This window comes from Vibrio splendidus (assembly GCF_002873455.1).
Lineage (GTDB): Bacteria > Pseudomonadota > Gammaproteobacteria > Enterobacterales > Vibrionaceae > Vibrio > Vibrio splendidus_J.
In genome coordinates this window covers 44,910-70,849 of record NZ_MCUN01000012.1, presented here as the reverse complement: position 1 = coordinate 70,849, position 25,940 = coordinate 44,910, and the positions used below count along the sequence as shown (strand labels likewise).

The following is a 25,940-nucleotide window of genomic DNA, read 5'->3' as shown; positions in this document are numbered from 1 at the left end:
CCCATGGCAACATTAGATTTAAAACAGATCCGTAAAACCTATCGCAACGCGGACAACGAAACGTTAAAGGGCATCGACATTAGTATCGATTCGGGGGAATTTTTGATACTTGTCGGCCCTTCGGGGTGTGGGAAATCCACCCTAATGAACACCATCGCTGGGTTAGAAAATATTAGCTCGGGTGAAATCGTGATTGATGGTGTTGATGTGGCGCAGGTTGAACCTAAAGACCGCGACATTGCGATGGTATTCCAGTCTTACGCGCTTTACCCAAATATGACGGTGCGTGGCAATATCGCCTTTGGTCTGAAGATTCGTAAGATGCCGCAACAAGAGATCGATGCAGAGGTCAATCGAGTGGCAGAAATGCTGCAAATCGAACAGTTGCTAGATCGTAAACCATCGCAGCTTTCTGGTGGTCAGCGTCAACGTGTCGCGATGGGACGTGCTTTAGCTCGTCGTCCTAAGCTGTATCTGTTTGATGAGCCGCTTTCGAACCTGGATGCCAAGCTGCGTGTTGAAATGCGTCATCAGATTAAACGTCTACACCAGAAGCTGAATACCACGATTGTTTATGTAACCCATGATCAGATCGAAGCAATGACTCTGGCGGATCGCATCGCAGTAATGAAAGACGGTGAACTGCAGCAGTTAGGCACACCGCAAGAGATCTACACCAAGCCAAATAACATGTTCGTAGCGGGCTTTATGGGTTCACCATCCATGAACTTCATTAAAACCATGGTGGACTTGGATGAGGAACAGAATCCGATCATCAAAGTAACTGGCACGGCGGAGCAAGAACACCACATTCGATTGCCACAAAGTATGCGCGATCAAGATGGCAAGGAGTTGGTGATTGGGCTACGTCCTGAACACATTACTGAGCAGCCAAGTGATGATGTTTCTGCCTCCACAAAGCTAGACTTACAACTAGAGGTATTGGAACCAACAGGGCCAGATACTATCGCGATGGTCAAAGTGAACGACCAAGAAGTCGCATGTCGTTTATCGCCAGAATTTGAAGTATCGGTTGGGCAAATGGCACCACTTCATTTTGACTTATCAAAGGCGGTATTCTTTGATGCTCAAACCGAAGTGAGAATTGATTTCTAACTTCTAGTTGCTGAGTTAGTTCAACAATCAAAGTTCATGTCTAAATCAAAGGCAGTATCACCAACTAGTAATAAGTAATGTGGTGCTGCCTTTTTCGTTGTCTATACTTGCTTTTTATCCCTTATAAAAACAGAGGGATAAACGATATATATGCTTCTACTGCAATAATATCTTGATTTAGTATCCCTTAGCTCTATAAAGCTGACGTAGAAACGCGTAGGATCACACTACTTTAGATCAAAAACTAGGTTGCACTTTGGTGCATAAACAGAAGAATACATGAAACTAACAGCAAAACCAGCGGCGAATAACGCTTTACTTATTTCTATTACGACACCGGATTTTAAAGGTGACGAAGCAAAAGAGTCTCTTGCCGAACTTGCTCGCTTAGTGTCAACCCTAGGGTTTAAAGTCGTCGGAACACAATCGCAACATCACAGCTCATCACAACGACAAAACGTGTTGGGTGCCGGTAAGCTTGCTGAAATTGCACACCTAACTGGTTATCAAGGCTCTATTGAAGAAGCAGAAGATGAAGACTTTATTGATGAGTCGTTTGATTTTAATGTTGAAATCGATGAGCTAGATTTTGATGATCTTCCAACGGGCAACTTCCAATACGGTGCCGCTGATGTTGTGGTATTTGACTGTGATTTAAGCCCATCTCAAATGCGTACTGTTGAGGCGAGTTTGGGTGTGGAAGTATTTGACCGTACTGGCATCATCATCGAAATCTTCAGCCGTCACGCACGTACTCGTACTGCTCGTCTGCAAGTTGATATCGCTCGTCTAAACTACTTAGTGCCACGACTTAGTGAAACGGCTGAGGGTGATAAAGAGCGTCAAATGGGTCAGGGCGCAGGTGAAACTTCACTAGAGCTAGACCGTCGTAATGTACGTGACCAAATTGCTGCGCTTAAGCGTGAGCTAGTAAGCGTACAGGATGAAATGAAGACCCGACGCACAAGGCGTGCGGAGCTTTTTACTGTTGCTTTAGTTGGCTACACCAATGCCGGTAAGTCTTCGATGATGCGTGCAATGACCGCAACCGAAGTAGTGGGTGAAGATAAACTATTCGCAACCCTAGATACTACGGTTCGTGCACTTCAGCCGATTACTCAGCCACGTATCTTGGTTTCAGACACGGTTGGTTTCATCAAGAAACTGCCACACGATCTGGTTGCTTCATTCCACTCAACGCTAGCAGAAGCGCATGATGCTTCACTGCTTTTGTATGTGGTTGATGCGTCTGACGTTTCGTTCCGAGCTCAGCTTGATGTGGTACACGACGTATTAGCACAAGTGGGCGTTGAAGGTAGCGAAAAACTATTAGTGCTGAATAAGTGCGATAGATTGACTGAAGAACAGCAATTAGAGCTGATCGAAGAATTCCCAGATGCGATGCTAACGTCAACTCGTGATCCGTTAGATATTACGAAGCTGCACAAATACATCGTTGGTGTTGCAGAAGAAGGCATGATCGAAGAAGAGATCACTATCCCTTATTCTGGACAAGGCATCATCGGTGAGATTCGCTCAAACATGAGTGTGGTTAAAGAAGAGTACGATTATGAACACATCAAATTAACGGTTCGTTCAAGCGCAATTGATTTAGCGCGACTGAAAAAACGTATGCAGAAGTCTTAATCTTTTAGCTAGCTTAAGAAGAATAACCAAAAGAAAAGCGACCCGTTAAGGTCGCTTTTTTTATTCGTTGAGCTTAATTAACTCTGTATTGAAATGCCTATGCCATTCTTTGAATCGGCTTCCAACGTGCTAGCTCTGGATCAAGCTTGATACCTTGCGAAGTCAGCAGGTTAACACGTGCTAAGTAAGCCGCACCGTGCATCAGGTGCTTAGCAAGGTCCACCGCATTACGCTGTTGGTAATCATCTAGGTAGCTGTCTTTTGCCCATGCGTTGAATGCGCCAAGTGCAGGGCCTGCCCATACTTGGTAATCCATTTCACGACCTTGCTCACCTGTGTTTGACCAACGGCTTGAAAGTCCCAAGTACCAACGGAAGATCAACGCCATTTTACGCTTCGGGTTGCCTTCAGCTCGTTCTATCTGTTTAGGATCGCGCTCGTTAAAGTGCGCCACAGTCCCCGCCCAAATATCATCCAGTGTTGAACGGAATACTTGCTTCTCAAGTTTCAGGCGCTCTTCTACTGGAATCGCTTCAATTGAATCGTAGCGAGTGTAAAGTTCGTACAGTTTGTTTGCACGCATTGGGAACAAGGTACCACGCTTAACCACTTGCAGTTTCACGCCCATTTCGAACATGTCTGCCGCCGGGGCCATCGTCACGTCAGCCATTTCAGTTGTCGAAAGCAGCTTACGTGTGTGTTCGCTCGCGCCAGCCTCAACACACGCTTGGTTGATTGAACCGGTAACAATGTAAGCAGCACCCATGTTAAACGTCGCTAGAGCAGCGTCAGGCGTACCTACGCCACCACCACAACCGACACGTAGCGGAGTTTTGAATTGGTACTGTGCTTGGATTTGCTCTTTCAGTGCAAGAATCGTTGGCAGTAGGGTAACCAGTGGACGGTTATCGGTGTGACCACCAGAATCTGCTTCTGCGGTAATGTCATCAGCCATAGGAACCAGCTGCGCCAGTTCCATCTGTTCTGCTGTGATTCGACCTTCATCAACTAGAGCTTGCAGCATTTTAGCTGGAGCTGGTTGCATGAACTTACTCGCGACTTCAGTACGGCTTACCTTAGCAATAACCTTGTTTCCAATCTGAATCTCACCTTGTGCATCACGGCTAAGGCCAGCGGCACGGTAGTGAACGATTTGCGGTGTTAAACCTAAGAAGGCTGAAGCCTCAACGGTTTTCACTTTGTGCTTCAAAAACAGCTCTACACTGCCGCGCTCTAGCGCGGGTTCGCTTGGGCTGTGAATCAGGTTAAACGCATAAGGACCGTTTGGCAGTGCTGCTTGAATACGGTTGATCGCTTGCTCAACGCGAGACGGGATTAAGCCCGCCGCGCCAAATGAACAAAGAATGCCAGCTTGACCAAGGGCAATCACCAACTCTTCAGATGAAATGCCGTTTGCCATTGCGCCTGCATAGTAAGCGTATTTCACGCCGTGACAGCGACGAAAATCTTCGTCGCCTAGGCTTTGTGTACCAAGAGCTGGAGCAAATGCGCTAACAGGTTGGCTGTTTGCTGCACTTGCTGAATCACCCGATGTAATTTCAGCTTGTTGGCTTACGCCTAAGCCTTTTTCTGGGTGGTTCACTACATAACAAGCAAGGCTTAAGTCTTTTAAGATTGTCGACATTGCCGCGCTATCAAAGTGAGTTGTGTTCTCTTCAATCTGCCAAGGCCACGGAGATAGCTTTTCGTTATTGATAGTGGTTTGAGTTGTCATAATTAATTCTTTCCTAGTTCTCTGTCTCTGTCACTAATGGCGGCTTATGCTTTATCGTTCACAGGGGCTTCTTCGATACAAATTGCGATGTCTTTCACTTCGTAAATGCGCAGACCATCTTTGCTCAGGTTTGCGTCGCCAATGATGATGCGTTTGCCGTCTTCGTCTTTAATCGCAGTGATGTGTACATCAAGAGACATTTGCTTGTTCAGAGGGTTAATCTGACCACGATATTTCCATTTCACTTCAGATTGGATTTGACCAAACTTCGGATTGCGGAAGCCAGCGCCAAGGTCTTTGTTCAGAGCGTAGGTTTGCATTAGTTCGATGATCGCTTCGACACCTAGAGAGCCTGGCATTACCGGATCTTGATGGAAGTGGAACTGGAAGAACCAATCGCTTGGGTCAATCGTACGCTCAGCGTATAGGTAACCTAGGCCATCTTTACCACCATCGCTGGTGATCTGCACCGTATCGATAAAGTTCAAGCGACCGCCAGCCAGTTGGTAGTGCTCTTGTACTTCACCAGTAGCAGAAACAGGTGCATTGAAGTAACGCGTCGTTTTGTCTAGTAGGTTGATGTTTACATCAGGCGTGCGGTTGTTATCAACATGCCAAGGGTGAGTCACTTTACCGTTGTCCAAACCAAGTTGATCTTTCAGTGCTGCGCCCTTGAAGTAACCAAATACCGCTGTACCTTGGTAGAAAGGCACGCCGTCAGTGCTCAGTTCGAAGCTGAAGCTCTGAACGATGTTGGTGCCCATCATTACTGTTGAAAGCAGACGAGAATCGTTGGTAATCGTTTTGCCGCGCAAGTCGACGTTACGCAACATTTTACCGCTGCCATCTAGGTTGCGGAAAAACAGTTCTTCACCTGGGAAGCCCAGTGTTGTGCCCATGTAGCCAGAGATAAAGCCGTTTGGTTGCAGTGAAATCTCCATCAATATCGAGTAAGGCATTAGGGTCTGGTGGCTGTTTTCATCAAAGTACCATGCATTCTCTGGCACTTCGTATTCTGCGATACATGATGAAGGCTTCTTGAAGTCGCCACGCTTACCGTCGATCTCAACAACACGAGTAGTTAGCTGTAGGTCGCCACACGGAGTACGTGGTGGAATCATGCCACGGTAGATAGAGAAATCAGGACCGAAGCATTTCTCGATATCACCTGTTGCGAATTCGAACATGTGGTAAGGCGTGAATGGAACCGTATCGGGAGTGCGATTTGGGTAATCTGGAGTTACCGGAGCTTCAACGTGTTGAAGAGGAACCACACCTTTATTTGGCGCAGTTTCTAGATCTTCAATTTGCGCCATCAATGGTGCATTCACTGAAGCCTGTTGATTCACTGCTGGTGTATGGCCCAAGTTTTCGATAACAGGGGTCGCGACAGCTGTTTCTAAAGAAGGCAGGTAACGAGTACATTCGTCGTCTTCTTTGATCATCACACCCAAGTTTTGGAAATCAACAATCACTTTGCCGTTGAGCAAGATATCGATGTTAGCTTTCGCGTATGGGCGAGGGCTTAGACCAATCTCGGTCACTTCCATGCGGTAAGTCAGTTCTGCCGATTGTGGTAGAACTTGACCACGACAGCGTACTTGTTGAGGGGCATTTTCAAGCGGTTGGAAACGACCATTTTGAACAAGCGTGTGCATGCCAAGGTGCATCATGAAGAACTGAAGCAATTGACCACAACCTTCTGCCATCAAAGAACCAGCCATTACCGAATCATCTTTGAAGTGACAAGGGAAGTACCAGTGCTCAGGCTCTAGCTGCTTGTGACCTTCAATCAGACCAAGTCCCCATGTGCCGCCTTTCGGTTCAACACGGCTAACCTTTTCGATCATCATGAACTTCTCTGAGCTGAAGCACAAAGAAGGCTGGTGGCTATTGGATTGGTGAGTTGGACCAAAACACTCTGCAATGTTGGCTGTCAGTAGATGACGTAATTCTTGGTGGTCAAACTGCGTTTTAGGGCAGTGCAACATAGGGTCAAAGCGTTGCTTAGTTGCAAGCTTACGAGCCTTAATTTCATCTTCAGTGTGAATCACACCTTTGCCGTCTGCTAGCTCTTCATCAGTGAAGAAGCCCGCACAGCCGTTATCCATTTTCAGGATCATCTTGTCGCCAACGAAACATTCGTACGAGAAGAAGAACAGCAACGTGTCGCCATTGCGAGCAAAGCTGTTGATTGAGATATCGTAACGCAGCGTATCGCCACCACGAGGCAGGTCGCCAAGGAAAGTCAGCGTACAATCCAGCAGGCGGTAAACGCGCTCACCTTTGTTTTCAAAATCGATACCTAGGTAGCTGATCAGCATTAAGTCACATTGACCAGACTCTACCGCCACAGCCCAAGGGATCTGACCATCAACAAGATACGGCGCATCAACAGGGATGTCGTATTCTGTGGTCATTGTGCTTGGCTTGTACTCGTTCACTGTCGCGTTGAGCTTGGTTACACGAGATACCAATAGGTAATCGGTAGTTGGTAAGCGAACGCGGCGCGAGTAGCTATCGATGATCGCGTAATCAGGACCAAATACGTTGGCGATATCGCCTTCAGCGTATTCAACCAGATCATCATAATCCCAGATACATGGCTTACGGATAGGTTTTACTGGTGCTGGCGTCGCCAATACGTTGACTGGTTCTGACTGAACCTGAGCTGGTTGAGCTTGAACAGTCTGAGTTAATGTTTTCTGACCAGTCGTTTGTTGACCATTCGTTTGTTGAGAAATGGCATTGTTCTCTAAACTTGAGTTATCTAAACCAGATGTCACTGCGTTTAGCTGTGCTTTTAATAGCGCATCAGCCATTTGCATGCCTTGGGCGCGAGTGTGCAGGAATGCTTTGTGTACTTGCTGCGCTGCTTGCTGGTTTTGAGCAAAAGCTTGGTTGTGTGGTGTTACAGACGGCTGTGATGCTGCATCCGTATTAACGTCGATATTCGATACGCCATTTTTAGCGGATAGGACATGAGTCATATTGCTGTGGTTACCTGTTAGCTGACTGTGGCGAGTTGGCGCCAGAGTAGGGGATACTGATGTAGGAGTTTCGATTATTGGCTCTACCGCGTTCTGCGCTAGTGCTTTCTTCTCTAACTCTTTTTGCGCAAGGGCTGCTTGAATGCTTGCTGTCGTTGGAACCGGCGCCACTCTTGCTGCTTGTTTACCAGAAGCTTTGTGTTGAATTGTTGCCAAGTTAGTCACTGGGGTTTGGGCAATATGTTGATAAATATCGCGGCCACCAAGAGTCACTTGCTTAACCAATTGACGTTTAGCATCACTCGCCAGTTCACTGCTTAAACGAACCGATAGTGATTGAGATTCAACACTCGATTGGCTTAGTAGCAGCTGTGAGCATTGTCCTTCGCTGATGTTGGCAACAATCGCGCTCTTAGAGCTGATATTTGGATTCAGAGACTCAAGGTTCAGGTTGAGCAGACCGTGTAGCAGACTTGCCATGCCAGAAGCAGCGGAGCAATGACCAACACGTTGACTCGCTTGAATTGTCTTAGCGCTGCTTCCTAGATTGATAGGAGTTTGCTCTTGTGACAAAGACTCTGATGCATGGTTAAGCTCAAGCAGTGAAACATCGTTCGATCTCATACCAACTTGAGTCAGTAATTCATCAACAACGGCGTTGTTATGCTCGCTTGAACCAAAGGCCAATGCGTTGATGCTGCCGTAAGCCGTATCTTGGTTACTCGCTACTCTATTCTCTTCAACAAGAACAATCGCACCTGCGCCTTCGCCCACATTCCAACTGCCGTCTTGCGGTTGTCCGAATTTTGGAGCAAGTGACACTGGGCTGACGCTGTTCTTCAGAATCACGTGCTCTGCACTGCCACTAAGGTCAACGGCGGCAATCACGACGGCGTCCATGGATTCTTGCGACATCAAGTTTTGTGCAACATCGATACAACGAGCAACCGACTGTTCAGCGGCTGAAATCGTGAAGGCAGGGCCGTTAAAGTCCCACAATGAAGAGATACGCGAAGCCATGATGTTGCCGATAAAACTGGTGTATTGGTTCAGCTTGGCTGCGTCCATCACACTGTCCATCGCGATGGTTTCTAGCGATTGGTATTCGTCTTGTGTTAGCTCAATATCCATGTTGGCAAAACTGTCAGCCAATTGGCTATGCAGGTTTACGCGTCCACGGAATTGGTGCATCTCAAGCTCTGTTTCCATCGCAACGAGTACTGCAACCTTTTGGCCTGCTACAAGCTTGGCGTCTTTGATGGCTTCGTCTGCAACTTTCATCAGTAGCAACTGCTGAGAGATCAAACGGTCATCTTCATTAGGCGGTACTTTGAAGCGTAGGAAATCGAGATCGAATTGATCGATGTACGCTCCGTTTGGAATACCGTGTAAACCAAACTGATTCAGTAGTTCTGGGTGTTGGTCTAAGCCTTTCCAGCGTTTCTTCGGCAATGCAATGAAAGCATCGTTGTTGGTCTCAATCGCAGTGCTTAGCGCATTGATGCTTTGCAGAGAGCCGAAGTGAGACGCTAGACCAGTAATGCTTAAATTAGACGGCTGTAGGCTTGGAGACGCTGATTCTAGAGTCTGGTTTACATGACTGGTGTCTGAATACGCTTCAAGCAGTAAGTGAGCGTTACAACCACCGAAACCAAATACAGAAACACCCGCACAGCGCTCTTGGTTACCTGCTTTACTTGGCCAAGGTTGAACCTGCGTTGGCAGAGTCTGTGAGCCAAATAAACCTTCAGGCGACGATAGTGGCTTGTCTAAGTTAATACTTGGCGGAAGCACACCTTCTTTCATCGCGAAGATCATCTTCATGATCCCAGGCATACCTGCGGCTGTCAGTAAGTGACCGAGGTTTGACTTCGCAGAGCCAATCAATGGTGGGTTAGAACCATTCAATTTGTCAGCAAAGAAACGCTCCATTGAGGTTAACTCAACCTTGTCACCTAATGGTGTGCCGGTTGCGTGACACTCAATCACTTCAATGCTGTCTGGTGTTAGGTTCGATGCCTCGTAAGCGCGTTCAAAGGCTTGTACTTGTCCTTTGCTATTTGGGCTTAATACGAACTGGCCACGGCCATCGTTCGACAAGCCAATACCGCTGACAACTGCGTAAATATTATCGCCATCACGCTCTGCATCAGCTAAGCGTTTTAGGACTAAAACACCAGTACCTTCGCCAGCAAACAAACCTTTACTGTTGCTATCAAACGGAACCGACACACCGTGATCTGGGTAAGCGTGGAAGATGGAAAAACCCATGTTGATAAAGAATGGGTCAGCACCGGATACCGCGCCTGCCAACATCATGTCGGCTTTGCCTGTATTCAAGTAATCACACGCTAACTTCAATGAATACACTGAGCTTGCACATGCGGCATCTAGGCTAAGTTGCACGTTGCCTAAACCCAATGCATCAGCCACTAACTTAGAGGCGTTGTGTGCTGCTGCACCGTTGATCGGGTTGAGGTTTTGAGCTGTTTCATTGGTTGGTAGCAGTGAAAACTGGTCATTAGCCAATTTAGCTTGTAGTGCTTTCTCGACCACCGAGTGGTACATCGGTAGAAACAGGTCGTTTGAACGTGTGGTTGGGAACGAAAGAGCACCCATGATCACGCCGGTACGCTCTAAAACATCGGCGTTTAAATCAATGCCAGCGTCGACTAACGCCTTACGGCTGGTATCCAAAGCCCATAGGAAGCTTTGATCTACGCCGTTAAATGATTCTGCTGTTAAGCGGTAGCCATTGCTATCGAAATTGAAGTTTTCGATGTAGCCGCCTTTGTCACAGTAAAAGCGGTCTGACTCACCTTGCACGCCCTGATAGCTTTCAGGTTTAGCACCTAACTTTTCAGCGCTTAATGTGGTCCGAGAATCTTTTTTATCCAGCAAGTTTTGCCAAAAGTCTTTTGGCGTATCAGCTTCTGGGTATTGGTTAGCAATACCGACAATCGCGATCTTATTGCACTTCACTTGCTGCTTATTCTTAGCCTTAGCTTGATATTGAGATGGCTTCGATTGAGAACTCATACTAGCTCTCCTTGATAATTCACTGCGCTGCCTTGAGATAAACCGCTTAATTGCTTAGCTGCGGTGATCTGTTGTTCTAGCCCTTGGATAAGAGGCTCGACAGACAATGGGATTTGATGAGTAATGAGCTGACCAATGCATTTGATGAGCGTGACAACATCGTCGCCACCTTTGGCATTGGAAGCGATTGTGCAGTATTGGTCTGCTACGTTGTCGCTACGATTGATCTTGTCGATCAATGTGCTGGTTTGACGATCGGCACCCACTTCGACAAACAGACGAGCACCTTGTTGACGTGCACTCTGGATCAACGCGGTAAAATCCAGCGTCGAACAGAAAGTGTCGGCAATCGAAAGGGCGATACTATCGCTGTCGATATTGATTGGGGCGCCAGTCGGTAGACCTGCTGCGCTGATAAAGCGGATATGCTTTGGCAACTCGTCGAACAATGGTTGCGTGTAAAACTCTCGCACTTGGCTATGCTGGCTTAGTGCTGGTGTAGTGTGCATTGCGGTAACTCGATTTGCGGCAATGCCACGTTTACCCAGTTTCTTGAGCAGAGCACGACAGGTGCTTTCACAGCCTGCCAGTACGCAAGTGTCACCTTGGATAATGGCAAGGTAAGCACGTGGAAACTCTGGTAACAGAGCCTCAATCGCTTGCGCATCACTGCGAACCACAAAGCTATTCCATTGGATGCTTTCGTTGCCGTTCAGCTGCCAATCTTGACGCACTGCGGTGAGTTCGCCAGAAATAGCCGTAGTGAAGATAGGACTGGTTTGAGTCATCTCAATCAGCGCATGTGGATTTTTCCAAATATTTAAGCTAGCCCACATGGAGGCTTCACCTTTGGAGTAGCCCAAGGCGAAATCTGGCTGTACTTTGAATTCATCACATAGCAGTTGTGTTAACAGATAACTACTGCCCACACCTGCAATTGCCAGCTCACTGAGCGACATTTCTTGCGAGTCGTCAGCGTAGGTTTTTTCAGCCTGCAGCATCTCTTTCAAGTTACCTTCGCGCTCTAAGCGAGCAAATAACTGTGGGAAATGGTGGTGAAACTCACGCAACATACCGGGATAAACCGTGCCAACACCAGGGTAAACAAATGCAACACCACCTTTGCTTTGAGGCATCGGTGAGAAACAACTGCCCGCTGGCGTTTTGTAATGGCTATTGTCAGTCATTACTTTTGGCAACGCATTTTCTAGCGCTGAGATCTCTTGTAGTGCAGCCTCAATTGAAGCCGCTTGAATCACGATGTTCGCACCACGGCCAGCATTGTGTTGAACGCTTTGAAAGTGGCTTAGGTTTGAATGCATCAAGCTGGCGATAGCAAGTTTGCTGTCTGCCGCTTCGTTAACGCATTTAAGCTCTTCTCTTAACGAGATTAACTGAGAAACCAACTCGGCTTGTTCGTTGCCTGAAACCACAAACATCAAACGCTCGCTTGATAGCAAGGGTTTTGGTTCTTGCAAACCGGTCGCTTGAGTCAATATTAGGCTGGTGGATTTTTGGCTATCGTCACTGAAAGTTAACGCAGAAACACGAGCTTTGTTCGGCTCAGTGAACCAGTAATTATTAGCTAATGAATGGCTCGGCAATGAACGGCTCGATATCGCCTCAACTATATTCAACAACTCATCAAACTGCTGCGAAGCAGAAAGTGCAGAATATTGTTGTTGATGGCTTAAATCTGTAGCGGGGCGGCGCGCAATATCCAGAGCTAGCTGAATGCTATCTCCGATAGCTGTATCTACAAAACCTGCTAGATAAGCGTGTGGATGAATCTTGTTTTGAGCAGCGGTCAGCGCGTTCAACATCAACAATGATGGATAATGAGAATCCAAACAAAGCTTAACAACATTACCTTGATTGACTGTCTCGATGGCGTGAGCAAGTGCTTGATTAAAATTGCCATCAACCACGACAGTAACAATCTCTGGAAGCGAAGGTGATAAGTCGGCAGAAAGCTCAGCCGCGTTTGCTGGCTGAGCTAAAAGAGCGATGCGCAATGGCATCGCTTTATTAGTAGGAACAGTCACTATGACAATTGCTCCTTTTCTGCGTTCTTAGTCGCCTCTTTCTTTGATACTGCTGAGCTAGACTTCGGCAAAAATGCATCGTTTAAGCTCTTGCTGATGGTGACTTTGGCACCTTTCATTACCGCACTTAAACGACCATCTTGGTGGTAAAGCGAGATATCAGCTTGCAGAGAACGAGCCGTGCTTTTTATCACGCTCAGCTCTAGCCAACCTTGGTCACCATTGCGCATCGGTGCGTAACAAATAAACTCACCAATTGCAGACGGTAGGCTTGCCGCTCCGTACTTCAATCGAGCCCATACCAACATAGCTTGCAATAGATAATCTTCAGCAAATGGCTGGCTATCGCCAAAACCTTGCTTAGGAATAAATGATCCGCAGTCGCTGTTTTCAATCTGAGGCAATTGGCACTGAGCCAGTAAGCCTAAGTCGTCAAAGCGTTCAACTGAGGTAATACCTTGCAGTCTTGGTCCGTGAAACAGAGTGCCGTCACTGTATAGATCTTGTGCCGTTGTTACAGGTGTTGAAGTGTTGGTTTCAAAGCGCTTTTCTGACGCTTGTTGAACATCTTCAGACACTAGCACAGAGGCAACTTGCAACTGAGCTTGATACTGTGGTCGCCCTTGGCAACTGATCACTGCTTTTAGCTGCTCTTTTGATTTAGCATCAGCAGAAAGAACCAGTTTTAGCTCTTGCACTTCATCAGTATCAAAAATCACACCCTTAAGCAGTTTGTAGTTGTGAACGCTAACGCTTACCCCTAACAGTTGCTCTGCCACTTCACGCATCCATTGGATGGCACACACTGTCGGTAACACTGGGTTACCGGCAATGCAGTGATCTTGAATGAAAGGCAAAGCCTTAGGATCAAGATGACGTGTCACAGTGATGCTTGTATTCAGCGGACTCTTTGCAAGATGCACAGACTCCGCATTAAGCTTTTTTACAGCAGCTTCCTTGTTGTCAGAACCTTGCATGCTCGTACCAACCAGCAGTTGAATGCCAGTTTCGTTCAGTAGTTGAGAACTAAACAGCTCTGCACCTGCCTGAAGAGGAATTACGTACACGCCGCGCTCTGTGAACATACGTTTCAGTGCTGCGTTGACCATGCCACCGTCCCACGGTCCCCAGTTGAAGCTCATCACTTTCGCTTGAGGGTTACGCGCAGACAGTTGTAGAGCCGCTTTGTTTAGGATCTCGTTAGACATCGAGTAATCACTTTGGCCAGTGTTTCCGTAGAAACCCGCCGCCGAAGAGAACATCGCAATCAGTTTTAGCTTGCTGCTATCAAGACCACCAAGAACCGCTTCTAGTCCGCCCACTTTCGTGCCGTAAACCATGTTCAGTTCATCAAGTGTTTTGTCTTGAATGTGTTTGTCAGCCAGTACGCCTGCGCCGTGGATAAGACCTGTGATGCCTTCGAAATTCGCCAGCGTTTTCGCTACTGACTCATGGTTCGATACATCTAGACTTAGGTATTCAGCGCTCGCGCCAATCTCGTTGAAAGCGGCAAGTGCTGCGTTGATTTCAAGGCTGCTCAATACAGGTTTTAGCAAGGTATCAACTTTCTTTGGCGTTGGTTTGTCACCTGTTGCTTGTAGGTGAGCAATAGCCGCTGGTTTTAGCTCTTTCTCTTGCTTGCCTTGTGCCCACTGAGGTAGCTCATCTGAAGTAATATGCTTACTACGACCTGCAAGAATGAAGTGAGACTTACATTGCTTAGCAAGCGTCAGTGCACATTCAAACGTCACGCCTTTAGCGCCACCAGTTACGAGAACTTTGTCGCTCTTGGTGAGTTGAGCGCCTGTGTTTTTGGTTTGTGCAGCACCTGGTGTTGCCGCAATCAATGTTGCACGACCCGATTCACCGTTTTCTGCATGGCTAAGACCGATTTCAACCGTGTTGGTATCGATATCGAACAGTTCGCCTGTGATAGCTTCAGCTAGGTGACGAGCATCAATAGAAGCGTCAGCATCCAATGCACGGCAGAACACGTTTGACCATTCATGGCTCAGTGTCTTAGTTAGACCAGACAACGCGGCTTGGTTGAGTTCTGCATTCGCTAATTGCTTAGTATCTAGGTAACCAAAGCCACCATCGATACGGCTTAGCGTGAAGAACACACTGCGACCAGAAACGGTATTCAGCTGACCATTTAGGTGCTTCGCGAATAAGAACGCTGTGGTTAGTGAAGCTCTTGAGTCTGCATTCAAGTTAACTGCTTGCTCGTTGCTTTGTTTCGCATCAACGATAGCTTGTAAATGAATGAAGCCAGCAATCACTTTGTTCGACGTTTTAAGGTCTGCTTCGATGTCGTTAATCACAGCTGTCACACCAGCATCATCGACGCTGTTGAGTGTGTAGCTTGCGATTTCACTGTTTAAAGGTGACGCGGCAGAAAGAGCACTACGCACTACAGCAACTTGAATGCCGTTAGCGGTCAACTTTTCTGCTAGAACACCAGCGTTGTGACCATCATCTGTGATCACGACACAAGCGTCTTTTGAGAAACAATCGACGAGTTTATCTGCCGCTGGTAGCTTTTTTAGCGCTACCTCATTGTGTGGAGGAAGTTCCGCTGTCGCTGTTTCTGCGATAGGCGTTACTGATTCAGCTTTTGGAGTCGCTACGGGTGCAGCAGCGGATAGCTTGCTTTGCATGTAAGTAACGATTTCACCAAGCGTACGACACTCAGCTAAGTCTTCAGGGTTTAGCTCTGGCAGCGTTGGTAGCTGGTCTTGAACTGTACCTAGGATCTCAACGCGTTTGATAGAGTCGATACCAAGGTCTGCTTCCATGTCCATCGCTAGGTCGAGCATTTCTGCGGGGTAGCCAGTTTTATCGGCAACCACTTCCATCATTGTTGATTGAACATGAGCAGGATTTAGGTCATTGCTCGTGCTTTCTACAGCGGCTGTAGCTGCTTCCGAACTAGGAGCTAACTTGCTGTTCATGTAGTCAACGATTTCGCCAAGAGTACGACACTCAGCTAGATCTTCAGGGTTCAGCTCTGGCAATGTTGGTAGCTGGTCTTGAACTGTTCCAAGGATCTCAACACGTTTGATTGAGTCGATACCAAGGTCTGCTTCCATGTCCATTGCTAGGTCGAGCATTTCTGTTGGGTAGCCCGTTTTATCAGCCACTACGCTCAGCATTGTGCTTTGAACTTGTTCTGCGTTTAAACCGTTTGATACTGCTTGCGCTGGCGTAGATGCTTGAGCTGCTACTGGAGCAGAAGCTGGAAGCTTGCTGTTCATGTAGGCTACGATTTCGCCTAGAGTGCGACATTCAGCTAAGTCTTCAGGGTTTAGCTCTGGAAGAGTAGGCAGTTCATCTTGAACCGTACCAAGAATTTCAACACGCTTGATTGAGTCGATACCAAGGTCAGCTTCCATGTCCATTGCTAGGTCTAGCATTTCAGTCGGGTAGCCCGTTTTCTCAGCGACCACTTCTAACATGGTTTTTTGAACGACAGCCGCATCTAGACCATTGCTAGCTGTTGCCGGAGTAACTACTGGTGCTTGTGAAGACACTGGAGCAGAAGCTGGAAGTTTACTGTTCATGTAGTCAACAATTTCGCCAAGAGTACGACACTCAGCTAAGTCTTCAGGGTTTAGCTCTGGAAGAGTAGGCAGTTCATCTTGAACCGTACCAAGAATCTCAACACGTTTGATTGAGTCGATGCCAAGGTCTGCTTCCATATCCATTTCTAGATCAAGCATTTCCGTTGGGTAACCTGTCTTCTCAGCAACCACTTCTAGCATGGTTTGTTGAACGACTTTCGCATCAAGACCGTTAGCTGCTTGAACAGGAGCGGTTGCGCTTGGCTGTGCTGCAACAGGCGCTGATGCTGGCATCTTGCTGTTCATGTAAGTAACGATTTCGCCAAGAGTACGACACTCAGCTAAATCTTCAGGGTTCAGCTCAGGTAGGTCCGGCATTTCGTCTTGAACGGTACCAAGGATCTCTACGCGCTTGATTGAGTCGATACCAAGGTCTGCTTCCATGTCCATTTCTAGATCAAGCATTTCCGTTGGGTAACCCGTTTTCTCAGCGACCACTTCTAGCATCACTTTTTCAGCATCTGCTGATTGTACTGCTACTGGTGCAGCAACAGGAACCGGTTGCGCTTTAACTGGAACAGGTTGAGCTGCAACAGGCGCTGCCGCTTGAGCCGCTACTTGTGGTGCAGGAAATGCTTTCTGTACAGGAGCTTTCTGAGTTGTTGTATTTTGAACCGGCGCAGCTTGAACAGACTGAGCTTGTACAGGAGTCGCTTGTACTTGAGCTACAGGCTGTTGGATGATAGCTGCTGGAGTAGTTGGAGCTTGAATCGCTGGTTGAGCATTGACTGACGCAACGAAGGTAGGTTGTGCCGTTTGTACTGAACCTTGCGTCAGCATATTAAGTGCAGAGCTGTTGCTGTGCGCTTGCATCTCTAGGTAATGAGCGTGAGCTTTTAGCGTTTCAGCTTGGTGCTGGTGGAACATCTCCATAGAACGCTGTAGGTTCTCAGGAATTGCTACGCCTGCTGTCGCCATTTTCGCTTGCTCAGACATTAGGGTGTTGAACGTGTCACCGTATTGCTGAGGAATCGCCAAGAATTGCTGATGTACTTCTGCTGCTTGTTGTTGAGCATTGAAGAACGATTGCAGTGAAGATTCATCAACTGTTACTTGAGCTGCTGGCTGAATAGTCGCTGGTGCAGATTGCGCCACTTGTGGCTGCTGAGCTGCTGTTACTACTTGTGCGCTTGGTGCTGGAGCAGCTGACTGTTGTACATTTGAAGCTTGAGGAGCAGCCACAGGTACTTCAACGATTTCTGTTTTAATCACTTCTTTTTCCACGATTTTCTCGACTTCAACTTTCACTTCAACAATCTCAGTCTTTTCGGTGACGTTGCCCGAAGCCAATGATTGATCCATTTTCTTACGAGTAGCAGGGCTGATGTAGTTGGTTGCATTCAGCTTGATGTTCATTGGTGATGCCTTCGCAGGTTCAGCAATGTCAGCTTGGTAAGGGTCAATGTTGTCTAATGAAATACCTGCCACGCACAGTTGAACCGCAGCTAAGCGAAGCTGTTGGTCACTGTCGCCTTTAGGGCTTGGGTTGATGCTGATTGCGTAAAGCTCTTCGTTCTTATCAGCCAATGTTTTCTCAACCAGCTTTTGAAGAATGTTTTTCGGACCGAACTCAACGAATACGCGCGCGCCTGCTTCATACATCGCTTCAATTTGCTCGCTGAAACGAACCGATTGCAGCATGTGTTGCTTGAACGCTTTCTTGATCGCTTTAGCGTCTTTGCTGTGCAGTTTGCCCGTTGCGTTTGAGTAAAGCGGCAGCGTTGGAGCGCTAAATGAAGCTTTGTCAATTGCAGCAGCAAATGGTTTTTGAGCGTGAGCAACAAGTGGAGTGTGGAACGCGCCAGATACAGGCAGAGCGATTGCTTTGAAGCCTTGTTCTGTCAGCGCTTGTGCTGCTTGTTGAACCGTCGTAGTTGGGCCAGCAATAACCAGTTGAGTCGGAGCGTTGTAGTTGGCAATGCTCACGCCTTCGAATTGGCTGATGCAGTTTTCAACGGCTGGAAGTTTGTCTGCGTCTAAGATGACCGCAAACATAGTACCGCTGTCGCCTTGTTCTGGTGTCGCCGCCATAGCATCGCCACGCGCGAAAGCTAGCTGGTAGTAATCGTCTTGCGAGATAACACCCGATGCACATAACGCGCTTAGCTCACCAAAGCTGTGGCCTGCGACCATGTCTGCTTTGAAGCCAGCTTGAGTCATGATATCGAACTGACCCATAGACACAGTACCAATCGCACTTTGCGCATTGGCGGTGTTGGTTAACACCGCTTCTTGAGCTTTGGTTGCTTCTGGTGTGAAAGTTGGAATTGGGAACAGAATTTGCGACAGAGCCGTTTTCTTGTGTTGACCAAATACCTGATCCGCTTGAGCAAGCTGTTGGCGCATTTCAGGGTAATGACAAGCAAGCTCGCGACTCATGTTGAGGTATTGCGAACCTTGACCTGCAAATAGTGCTGCCACTTTACCTGCACCATTTTCTGCAATCAGTGCCGACTCACGGTAGCTAGTACCGTTTGGCATCTGCCAATGTGTTTTGGTTTGGCTCTCAAGCATAGAAACCGCTTGAGTCAGTTGCGCTTGAAGGTCTGATTGGTCAGTGACAACTAAACCAAGACGAGCGTGCTTAGCGTCTACTTCGCGTAGAGCGTGCTGCTCAGCAAGCGCTTCTAGTTTGAATGCCGCATCTGCAGCTTTAGTTGAAACCTGCTTGAGCTCATTGATCAGTGCTTGACGAGATTCCGCGCTGAATAACAGAGTTTGCGGTACTTGGCGCTGACGGTATTTGTCACCGCGAGCGTGTTCTGGTGTGTACTCTTCCAATACCACGTGGAAGTTAGTGCCACCAAAACCGAATGAGCTGATACCTGCACGGCGTGGTGTGCCGTCGACACGTTTCATCCAAGGACGCGTTTGTGTGTTTAGGTAGAACGGTGAGTTCTCGATATCCAACTTAGGATTCGGAGCTGATACGTTAATCGTTGGCGGCAGTACTTTGTGGTGCAGTGCTAATGCAGCTTTGATTAAACCTGCAGTACCCGCGGTTGATTTAGTGTGACCAATTTGAGATTTCACAGAGCCTAACGCAATGTGTTGCTTCTCTTCATTGTTCTCACTAAATACCGAGTTTAAGCCACCAAATTCAGCCACATCACCTGCCGCTGTACCTGTGCCGTGCGCTTCTAAAAGGCCAAGCGTGTGCGGTGCGAAACCAGCATCATCGTAAGCACGTTTCAGTGCTTTTGCTTGTCCTTCAGGGCGAGGTGCGTAAATACTCTTGAACTTACCATCCGAAGAAGAACCGACACCTTTAATCACTGAGTAGATTCGGTCGCCGTCGCGCTCTGCATCTTCAAGACGCTTAAGAGCAACCATGCCGATGCCTTCACCAATCATCATGCCTTTTGAATCGATATCGAAAGGTTGAATGGTTTCATTAGTAGTGAATGCTGGAGTTTTAGAGAAGCTCATGTACATGGTTGGTGAGTTATCAGTACACACACCACCTGTGATCATCATTTCACTGCGGCCTTCAACCAGCTCACTTAGAGCCATACGCATTGCGGCTAGAGAGCCTGCACACGCAGCGTCTACTACACAGTTGATGCCACCAAGGTCAAAGCGGTTAGCAATACGACCTGATATTACGTTACCCAATGAACCAGGGAATGAGTTCTCTTCCCAGTGGATGTATTGGTCTTGGAATTTTTTGATCAGCATTTCGCTGTCGTCGTCGCTGATACCACTGCTCTTGAAGACTTTTTTCAAAACAGGGTATTGAAGACGAGCATTTAGGCTTTGAGCGATCTTCTGACCACCACCAACACCGAGCGTGATACCGATCTTATCGCGATCGTAGCCTTCAGGCAGCTTGGCATCTTCAAGTACTTCTTTTGCAACGATCAGAGAAAGCAGCTGTGAAGTGTCTGTCAGTTCTAGGATATTTGGCGGAAGACCGAACTCCATAGGGTTGAAGTCTACTTCTGGGATGAAACCACCGCGCTTACAGTAAGACTTGTCTGGCGTCGTACGATCTGAATCGTAGTAATCTTCTGGACGCCAGTGCGTATCTGGTACTTCAGTAATCGCATCGATCTTTTCGCTGATAAGGTCCCAAAATTTATTCAGGTAGCGAGAGTTTGCAAACATGCTCGCCATACCAACGATAGCGACAGGCATATCTTTAAGGCGTTTATTCAGTCGAGTATCGTCGACTGATTCCGGTGTATTTGTCTCGGGTTGGCTCATTATGAGTCTCCACTAGAAATCACAGAAAGTGATGTCGTGTTTTGAGGCTGCGCTTTTAAAGCTATAGAAAGAAAATCTGAAACAGACTTAGGGAAGCGCAGCTGAAAATTCAGGTTGCTGAGTGGCGGCAACCAGATAGAAATTAGTTTTTCGAAGTGCGTTGACTTACGAGTGTAGGGGAGGTGTTTCATGCGCGACGGTGGCATTCAAATGTTGAGGCGATGTCCATTAAAATCCTGTTCAAAGTCTGACTAAACGACAAGTCGGTATCCGCAAAGAAAACGTGTGAATTTGTTTAATGGTTGAGCAGGCTACCCGAGGTGAGTGGTCGATACAATGCTCCCAGAGGCCACTATGATCTGTTCAGACCAGATGAATTTGGCATGGTTTTGATTTTTGTATTTTTAATTTAATTAACTTATTGATAATTAATGGGTATGGGTTGTTTTTTAGTGTTTTTACTCTATATTTAGAGTTGGTGAGATCTATGTCATATTTTTGTAAGTAACATTTAATGGATGCCTCTTGTGTAAGGCTAAGTGTGATCTGTGTTTTAATTTGTTATTATTTGAAAAATTAGTTTTAAGTCCTCATATGAAGGGGGTTTCCCTCCCGTATTCTCTAGGTTCCACTTAATTCATAGGTGAGTTAAATTTGTTCGATTTGGTTGTTCCAATCGTGTTTTGAAGAGTGATTTATAGAAGTGAGTTCGCGTTAAATGAAAACTCCCGTTGTTGATTTGTGGCTATGCTCTCTGAGTAACTTGAATGACCAGCCAGACAATGTATCTCAGCTCAAAAAGAGACTGACAACCGATGAGATTGCCAAAGTTGAGCGTTATCGAATGCCCTCATCTCAGATTCAAGCTTTGTATGTACGAAATTATCTGAGAAAGGTGCTGTCTAGCTATTCTGATTTGATGCCTGAAGCGTGGCGCTTTGAATATGGTGAGAAAGGGAAGCCAAGATTAATTGAGAAACAACAAATAGAAACTGGCCTGAATTTCAATATCAGTCATAGCAAAGAACATTTGTTAATCGCAGTTTGCCAGAGAGAAGGGAAGTCATTTCAATTAGGCGTCGATATCGAACATGCCAGAAGCTCGACCAATATCGACTCGATCATGAAGCACTACTTTTCAGATACGGAATTGACGGATTTACTTGAGCTCAATAAAGAAGAACAGAGAGAGCGCTTTTTCGATCTGTGGGCGCTGAAGGAATCGTATATCAAAGCGACGGGCAAGGGGCTAGCGACATCGTTGCGAAGCTTTTCGTTCGATTTCTCCAATCTGACGGAGCAAACATTGCCAATTCACTTTTCGGATTTTCAACCAAACTTACAGGATGAAATTAGATTGCATGGTGAAATCAGCATATACAGTGGAGTTGGGTTGGATGTTACTGAGCAAACCGATAGTTCTACAGATTGGCAGTGTTGCTTAGGGCGGCTGGATGAACAGTATCGCTTTGCGGTTACACTTGGCGGAAATTTGCTACCCATGCAGATAGAGATGAGAACCTTTTCATCGTCTCATCTCTTTTAAGCTAGTTTGGTGAGACGAAGTTAGCTCGTTTCGCCAAGCATCGCTTTTAAGACTTCAGCAGGCACGGGCTGTAGTTGCTTGTCTTTGTCTAGGCAAACCATTTCGATATCACCAATCACCGCGGGTTTGGTTGCATCTTTACGCCACACTTCCTGTCGCCATAGCGTTTTGTATTTGCCATCAAGTTCAAAAGAGGTTCGGATGTCGCAGATCTCAGCGAACTCAACCCCATCTTGAAAAGTCATGTTGGCTTTGTATACCGCAAAACCTAATCCATGTTCATTCCACAATGTTGCCAGTTTATCGCTACCCAATACATGTTCGCGTGCACGCTCAAAGTACTTTAGAAAGTTAGGGTGATAAACCACACCTGAGTGATCGGTATCTTCATAGTAAATTTGTACTGGGTGATGGTAGATCTGACTCATTGGTATCAACTCTTGTTAAGTAGTGGGGTGGTAAATCTGGCTAAGTTGTGCAGCACTCTACAGGATAGGTTGAAATTACTTCAAGGCATCATCGGCAATGTGGCTCTTGGTCAGACCTCATTCAGCCGTATTCATTAGTGATGCGTTGGTCAACTCCCACCCATTTACAAATATTCTATGTGTCATTTCCCACCCATTAATTTTTGCAGCGAGTTGGTGACTACTACAGGCAAATATCATGAAGCCTTATGGTTAAAGGGTTGTTAATGGTTTGTATTAATGTGGCGCGCTAATTGCCTTAGTGAAAGCACGCAGTTCCCATTGAAGGGCTGCTTTGTTTACTAAGGAGAATAATAATGTTTAAGCCTCTTACCCTGCTGTCTGTCTCTGCTCTGGCGCTCACAAGCTTTAATGCTGCTGCAAACTGTGACCCAGGTGAAATCGTGATTAAATTCAGTCATGTAACCAATACCGACAAGCACCCGAAAGGCATTGCCGCTTCTTTACTGGAAGAGCGAGTAAACACGGAAATGAATGGCAAAGCTTGTATGCAAGTTTTCCCAAACTCAACACTCTACGATGATAATAAAGTACTGGAAGCCCTGTTAAATGGTGATGTTCAAATGGCGGCACCATCGCTGTCTAAATTTGAGAAATTCACTAAGAAATACCGCATTTTTGACCTTCCTTTCCTATTTGAAGACGTAGAAGCTGTTGACCGTTTCCAAAACTCAGAGTCTGGCGAAAAGCTGAAGAACGCGATGAAGCGTCGTGGCCTGCAAGGTCTCGCGTTTTGGCACAATGGCATGAAACAGATGTCGGCGAACAAACCTCTTATCAGCCCTGAAGATGCAAAAGGTTTGAAATTCCGTGTTCAAGCATCAGATGTATTGGTGGCTCAATTTGAACAACTAGGCGCTAACCCACAGAAGATGTCTTTCAAAGAAGTGTACGGTGGCCTACAAACTAAAGTTATCGATGGCCAAGAGAACACATGGTCAAACATCTACGGTAAGAAGTTCTTTGAAGTACAAGACGGCGTAACTGAAACCAATCACGGTATCTTGGATTACCTAGTTGTAACGTCAAACGACTTCTGGAAAGACCTACCTGAAGATGTACGTAAACAGCTTGGTACTATCGTTCAAGAAGTTTCTGAAACACGTAATGCAGAATCTTCAAAAGTTAACCTAGCGAACAAAAACAACATCATCGAAGCCGGTGGTGAGGTTCGTACACTTACGCCAGAACAGCGTGAAGCATGGGTAAATGCGCTTCAACCAGTATGGAAGAAGTTTGAAAAAGACATCGGTTCAGACCTTATCGATGCAGCGTTAGCTTCAAACCAATAACACCGCTAAGGGAGTGGCGTGCATTTCGCCACTCCTTATTAAAATAACTATAAGCGGAGTCAATTATGGACAATCCTCAAATGGAACAACCAAATTCTAGCGAATCAGCACTGGAAACTTCTTTTTTTTCCAAAGTCGGAAGAGTTACGGATGTGATTGAAGAGTCATTAATCGCATTTTTCCTTGGCGCAATGACGCTACTTACTTTTGCCAATGTGGTATTCAGATACGCATTCAACGGCAATATATTGTGGGCACTAGAACTGACTGTGTTCATGTTCGCTTGGATGGTGTTAGTGGGTGCATCTTATGGCGTTAAAAAACACTTCCACATTGGCGTTGATGTGATCATTAACCTTGCCCCAGAAAAGCTACGTAAAGTGTATGCGTTAATCGCCGTTACAAGCTGCTTAGCCTTTTCAATCTTACTTCTTATCGGTTCTTGGAATTACTGGTACCCGTTCGCGACTGAGCGCGCTTGGTACGAGACCGATGATATTCCAATGCCAGAGATGCTTCAGTTTCTTGCCGACTGGCTGAATGAAGGCGAGCGATACGAGAAACTGCCACGTTTTATTCCTTATATGGCACTGCCGATTGGTATGGCAATGCTGACGTTCCGATTCATCCAAATCGCTTATCAAGTGGCGACGGGCAAACTTGACCGCATGATTGCAGGCCATGAAGCTGAAGAAGAACTGGATGCATTGAAAGCTGATGTTTTAGCGGGTTCTGATGAAGACGCGACTGCGGTATTGGATTCGACTGAGCAAAACAAGGCGAATGAGTCGGGTACAAAATCTAACGGTAAGGAAGACTAATCATGGCAATGTTATTTCTATTTTTAATGGTAATTGCTTTCATGTTGGTCGGTGTGCCAATTGCGATTTCCCTTGGTTTGTCGAGCGTCATATTCTTGTTGATGCACTCTGATGCGTCACTAGCTTCGGTTGCACAAACGCTGTTTAATGCATTTGCAGGCCACTACACACTTTTAGCGATCCCTTTCTTTATCTTGGCCTCTAGCTTTATGTCCACAGGCGGTGTGGCGAAACGTATTATCCGTTTTGCTATCGCAATGGTGGGCTGGTTCCGCGGTGGTTTAGCGATGGCGTCGGTTGTGGCATGTATGATGTTCGCAGCGTTATCTGGATCGTCTCCAGCAACGGTAGTGGCAATCGGTAGTATTGTTATCGCTGGTATGATCAAAAACGGCTACACAAAAGAATTCGCGGCAGGGGTTATCTGTAATGCGGGTACTTTGGGTATCTTGATTCCACCGTCAATTGTGATGGTTGTTTACGCTGCGGCGACGGATGTATCTGTAGGTCGTATGTTCCTTGGTGGGGTTATTCCTGGCCTATTGGCGGGTGTGATGTTGATGATTGCTATCTATATTGCAGCACGTATTAAGAAGATTCCTGCGCAGCCGTTTGTGGGCTGGGGTGAGATGTTCGCAGCAGCAAAAGATGCAAGTTGGGGTCTGCTACTGATTGTCATCATTTTGGGTGGTATCTACGGCGGTATCTTTACACCGACGGAAGCGGCGGCTGTTGCAGCGGTGTACGCGTTCTTTATTGCCAACTTTATCTATAAAGATATGGGGCCATTCGCAGATAAGAAAAACACCAAGCCAGCTTTGGTTAAAGTGTTCCAAACCTTTGTTCATAAAGACACGAAAGACACGCTCTATGATGCAGGTAAGCTGACGATCATGCTGCTGTTTATCATTGCCAATGCTCTGATTCTTAAGCATGTACTGACAGAGGAACGCATTCCTCAGATGATCACTGAGTCTATGCTTTCTGCGGGCTTAGGTCCGATCACCTTCTTGATTGTGGTGAACGTTCTACTCTTGATTGGTGGGCAGTTCATGGAGCCATCAGGCTTGCTGATCATCGTTGCGCCGTTGGTCTTCCCAATCGCAATTGCACTGGGCATCGACCCAATTCACCTAGGTATCATGATGGTTGTGAACATGGAAATAGGGATGATAACGCCGCCTGTTGGGCTCAATTTGTTTGTAACCGCCGGGGTTGCGAAGATGTCGATGATGAACGTGGTAAAAGCTGCACTGCCGTGGGTTGGCGTGATGTTCTTGTTCTTGATTATCGTAACTTACGTACCTTGGGTATCAACATGGTTACCGACCACGTTGATGGGGCCAGAGATCATTACTAAATAGGAAGTTGTGTCATTTTAAAAAGTGAGGA

Annotated in this window: 12 protein-coding genes; 6 read left to right on the top strand and 6 right to left on the bottom strand. The window is 46.7% G+C overall.

Features of this window, described 5'->3' with window-relative positions; all coding sequences use genetic code 11:
* Positions 1 to 3: 3 nt before the first annotated feature.
* Positions 4 to 1,116, top strand: a complete 1,113-nt coding sequence (locus BCU75_RS11800) for an ABC transporter ATP-binding protein (protein WP_102473978.1) — start codon at positions 4 to 6, stop codon at positions 1,114 to 1,116.
* Between the two features lie 279 nt (positions 1,117 to 1,395).
* The gene (gene hflX / locus BCU75_RS11795) at positions 1,396 to 2,763 is read left to right on the top strand and encodes a GTPase HflX (protein WP_102473977.1); all 1,368 of its coding nucleotides are present in this window, start codon (positions 1,396 to 1,398) and stop codon (positions 2,761 to 2,763) included.
* A 97-nt stretch (positions 2,764 to 2,860) separates the two neighbouring features.
* Here the strand turns inward: hflX and pfaD are convergent, their stop codons facing one another.
* From pfaD to BCU75_RS24745, 5 genes are read right to left on the bottom strand one after another with little or no spacing between them, the layout of a single operon-like run.
* Positions 2,861 to 4,498 (bottom strand): eicosapentaenoate synthase subunit PfaD, encoded by a 1,638-nt coding sequence (gene pfaD, locus BCU75_RS11790; RefSeq protein WP_102473976.1) that lies wholly within the window; start codon positions 4,496 to 4,498, stop codon positions 2,861 to 2,863.
* Positions 4,499 to 4,542: 44 nt separating this feature from the next.
* A complete protein-coding gene (locus BCU75_RS11785; RefSeq protein ID WP_102473975.1) occupies positions 4,543 to 10,527 on the bottom strand; it encodes a beta-ketoacyl synthase N-terminal-like domain-containing protein in 5,985 nt (1,994 codons plus the stop codon).
* Complete coding sequence (locus tag BCU75_RS11780; protein WP_102473974.1) at positions 10,524 to 12,572, bottom strand: PfaB family protein; 2,049 nt, start codon at positions 12,570 to 12,572, stop codon at positions 10,524 to 10,526. Before BCU75_RS11780 ends, BCU75_RS11785 begins: the two co-directional genes overlap by 4 nt.
* Entirely contained in the window at positions 12,572 to 20,401 is a 7,830-nt protein-coding gene (locus tag BCU75_RS11775) for a type I polyketide synthase (protein WP_102473973.1), read from the bottom strand. The genes BCU75_RS11780 and BCU75_RS11775 overlap by 1 nt, the downstream gene beginning before the upstream one ends.
* On the bottom strand, positions 20,401 to 20,592 hold the full coding sequence (locus BCU75_RS24745) for a hypothetical protein (RefSeq protein WP_102473972.1): 192 nt from the start codon (positions 20,590 to 20,592) through the stop codon (positions 20,401 to 20,403). Before BCU75_RS24745 ends, BCU75_RS11775 begins: the two co-directional genes overlap by 1 nt.
* Positions 20,593 to 21,119: 527 nt before the next feature.
* Here BCU75_RS24745 and BCU75_RS11765 point away from each other — a divergent pair.
* A complete protein-coding gene (locus BCU75_RS11765; protein WP_102473971.1) occupies positions 21,120 to 21,947 on the top strand; it encodes a 4'-phosphopantetheinyl transferase family protein in 828 nt (275 codons plus the stop codon).
* A 20-nt stretch (positions 21,948 to 21,967) separates the two neighbouring features.
* On the opposite strand, the gene BCU75_RS11760 is transcribed toward BCU75_RS11765, so the two are convergent.
* A complete protein-coding gene (locus BCU75_RS11760; protein ID WP_009847292.1) occupies positions 21,968 to 22,375 on the bottom strand; it encodes a thioesterase family protein in 408 nt (135 codons plus the stop codon).
* 356 nt (positions 22,376 to 22,731) lie between these two features.
* On the opposite strand from BCU75_RS11760, the gene BCU75_RS11755 reads away from it, so the two are divergent.
* The 3 genes from BCU75_RS11755 to BCU75_RS11745 all read left to right on the top strand — a co-directional run bounded on the left by BCU75_RS11755 (position 22,732) and on the right by BCU75_RS11745 (position 25,912).
* A complete protein-coding gene (locus tag BCU75_RS11755; protein ID WP_102473970.1) occupies positions 22,732 to 23,727 on the top strand; it encodes a TRAP transporter substrate-binding protein in 996 nt (331 codons plus the stop codon).
* 65 nt (positions 23,728 to 23,792) lie between these two features.
* Complete coding sequence (locus BCU75_RS11750; RefSeq protein ID WP_198593419.1) at positions 23,793 to 24,548, top strand: TRAP transporter small permease; 756 nt, start codon at positions 23,793 to 23,795, stop codon at positions 24,546 to 24,548.
* 2 nt (positions 24,549 to 24,550) lie between these two features.
* Positions 24,551 to 25,912, top strand: a complete 1,362-nt coding sequence (locus tag BCU75_RS11745; protein WP_102473969.1) for a TRAP transporter large permease — start codon at positions 24,551 to 24,553, stop codon at positions 25,910 to 25,912.
* Positions 25,913 to 25,940: the final 28 nt, after the last annotated feature.

Coding starts and splice junctions, on each gene's coding strand:
- BCU75_RS11800 (WP_102473978.1), top strand. CDS start 4: ATGGCAACATTAGATTTAAAACAGATCCGTAAAACCTATCGCAACGCG.
- hflX (WP_102473977.1), top strand. CDS start 1,396: ATGAAACTAACAGCAAAACCAGCGGCGAATAACGCTTTACTTATTTCT.
- pfaD (WP_102473976.1), bottom strand. CDS start 4,498: ATGACAACTCAAACCACTATCAATAACGAAAAGCTATCTCCGTGGCCT.
- BCU75_RS11785 (WP_102473975.1), bottom strand. CDS start 10,527: ATGAGTTCTCAATCGAAGCCATCTCAATATCAAGCTAAGGCTAAGAAT.
- BCU75_RS11775 (WP_102473973.1), bottom strand. CDS start 20,401: ATGAGCCAACCCGAGACAAATACACCGGAATCAGTCGACGATACTCGA.
- BCU75_RS24745 (WP_102473972.1), bottom strand. CDS start 20,592: ATGAAACACCTCCCCTACACTCGTAAGTCAACGCACTTCGAAAAACTA.
- BCU75_RS11765 (WP_102473971.1), top strand. CDS start 21,120: ATGAAAACTCCCGTTGTTGATTTGTGGCTATGCTCTCTGAGTAACTTG.
- BCU75_RS11760 (WP_009847292.1), bottom strand. CDS start 22,375: ATGAGTCAGATCTACCATCACCCAGTACAAATTTACTATGAAGATACC.
- BCU75_RS11755 (WP_102473970.1), top strand. CDS start 22,732: ATGTTTAAGCCTCTTACCCTGCTGTCTGTCTCTGCTCTGGCGCTCACA.
- BCU75_RS11750 (WP_198593419.1), top strand. CDS start 23,793: ATGGACAATCCTCAAATGGAACAACCAAATTCTAGCGAATCAGCACTG.
- BCU75_RS11745 (WP_102473969.1), top strand. CDS start 24,551: ATGGCAATGTTATTTCTATTTTTAATGGTAATTGCTTTCATGTTGGTC.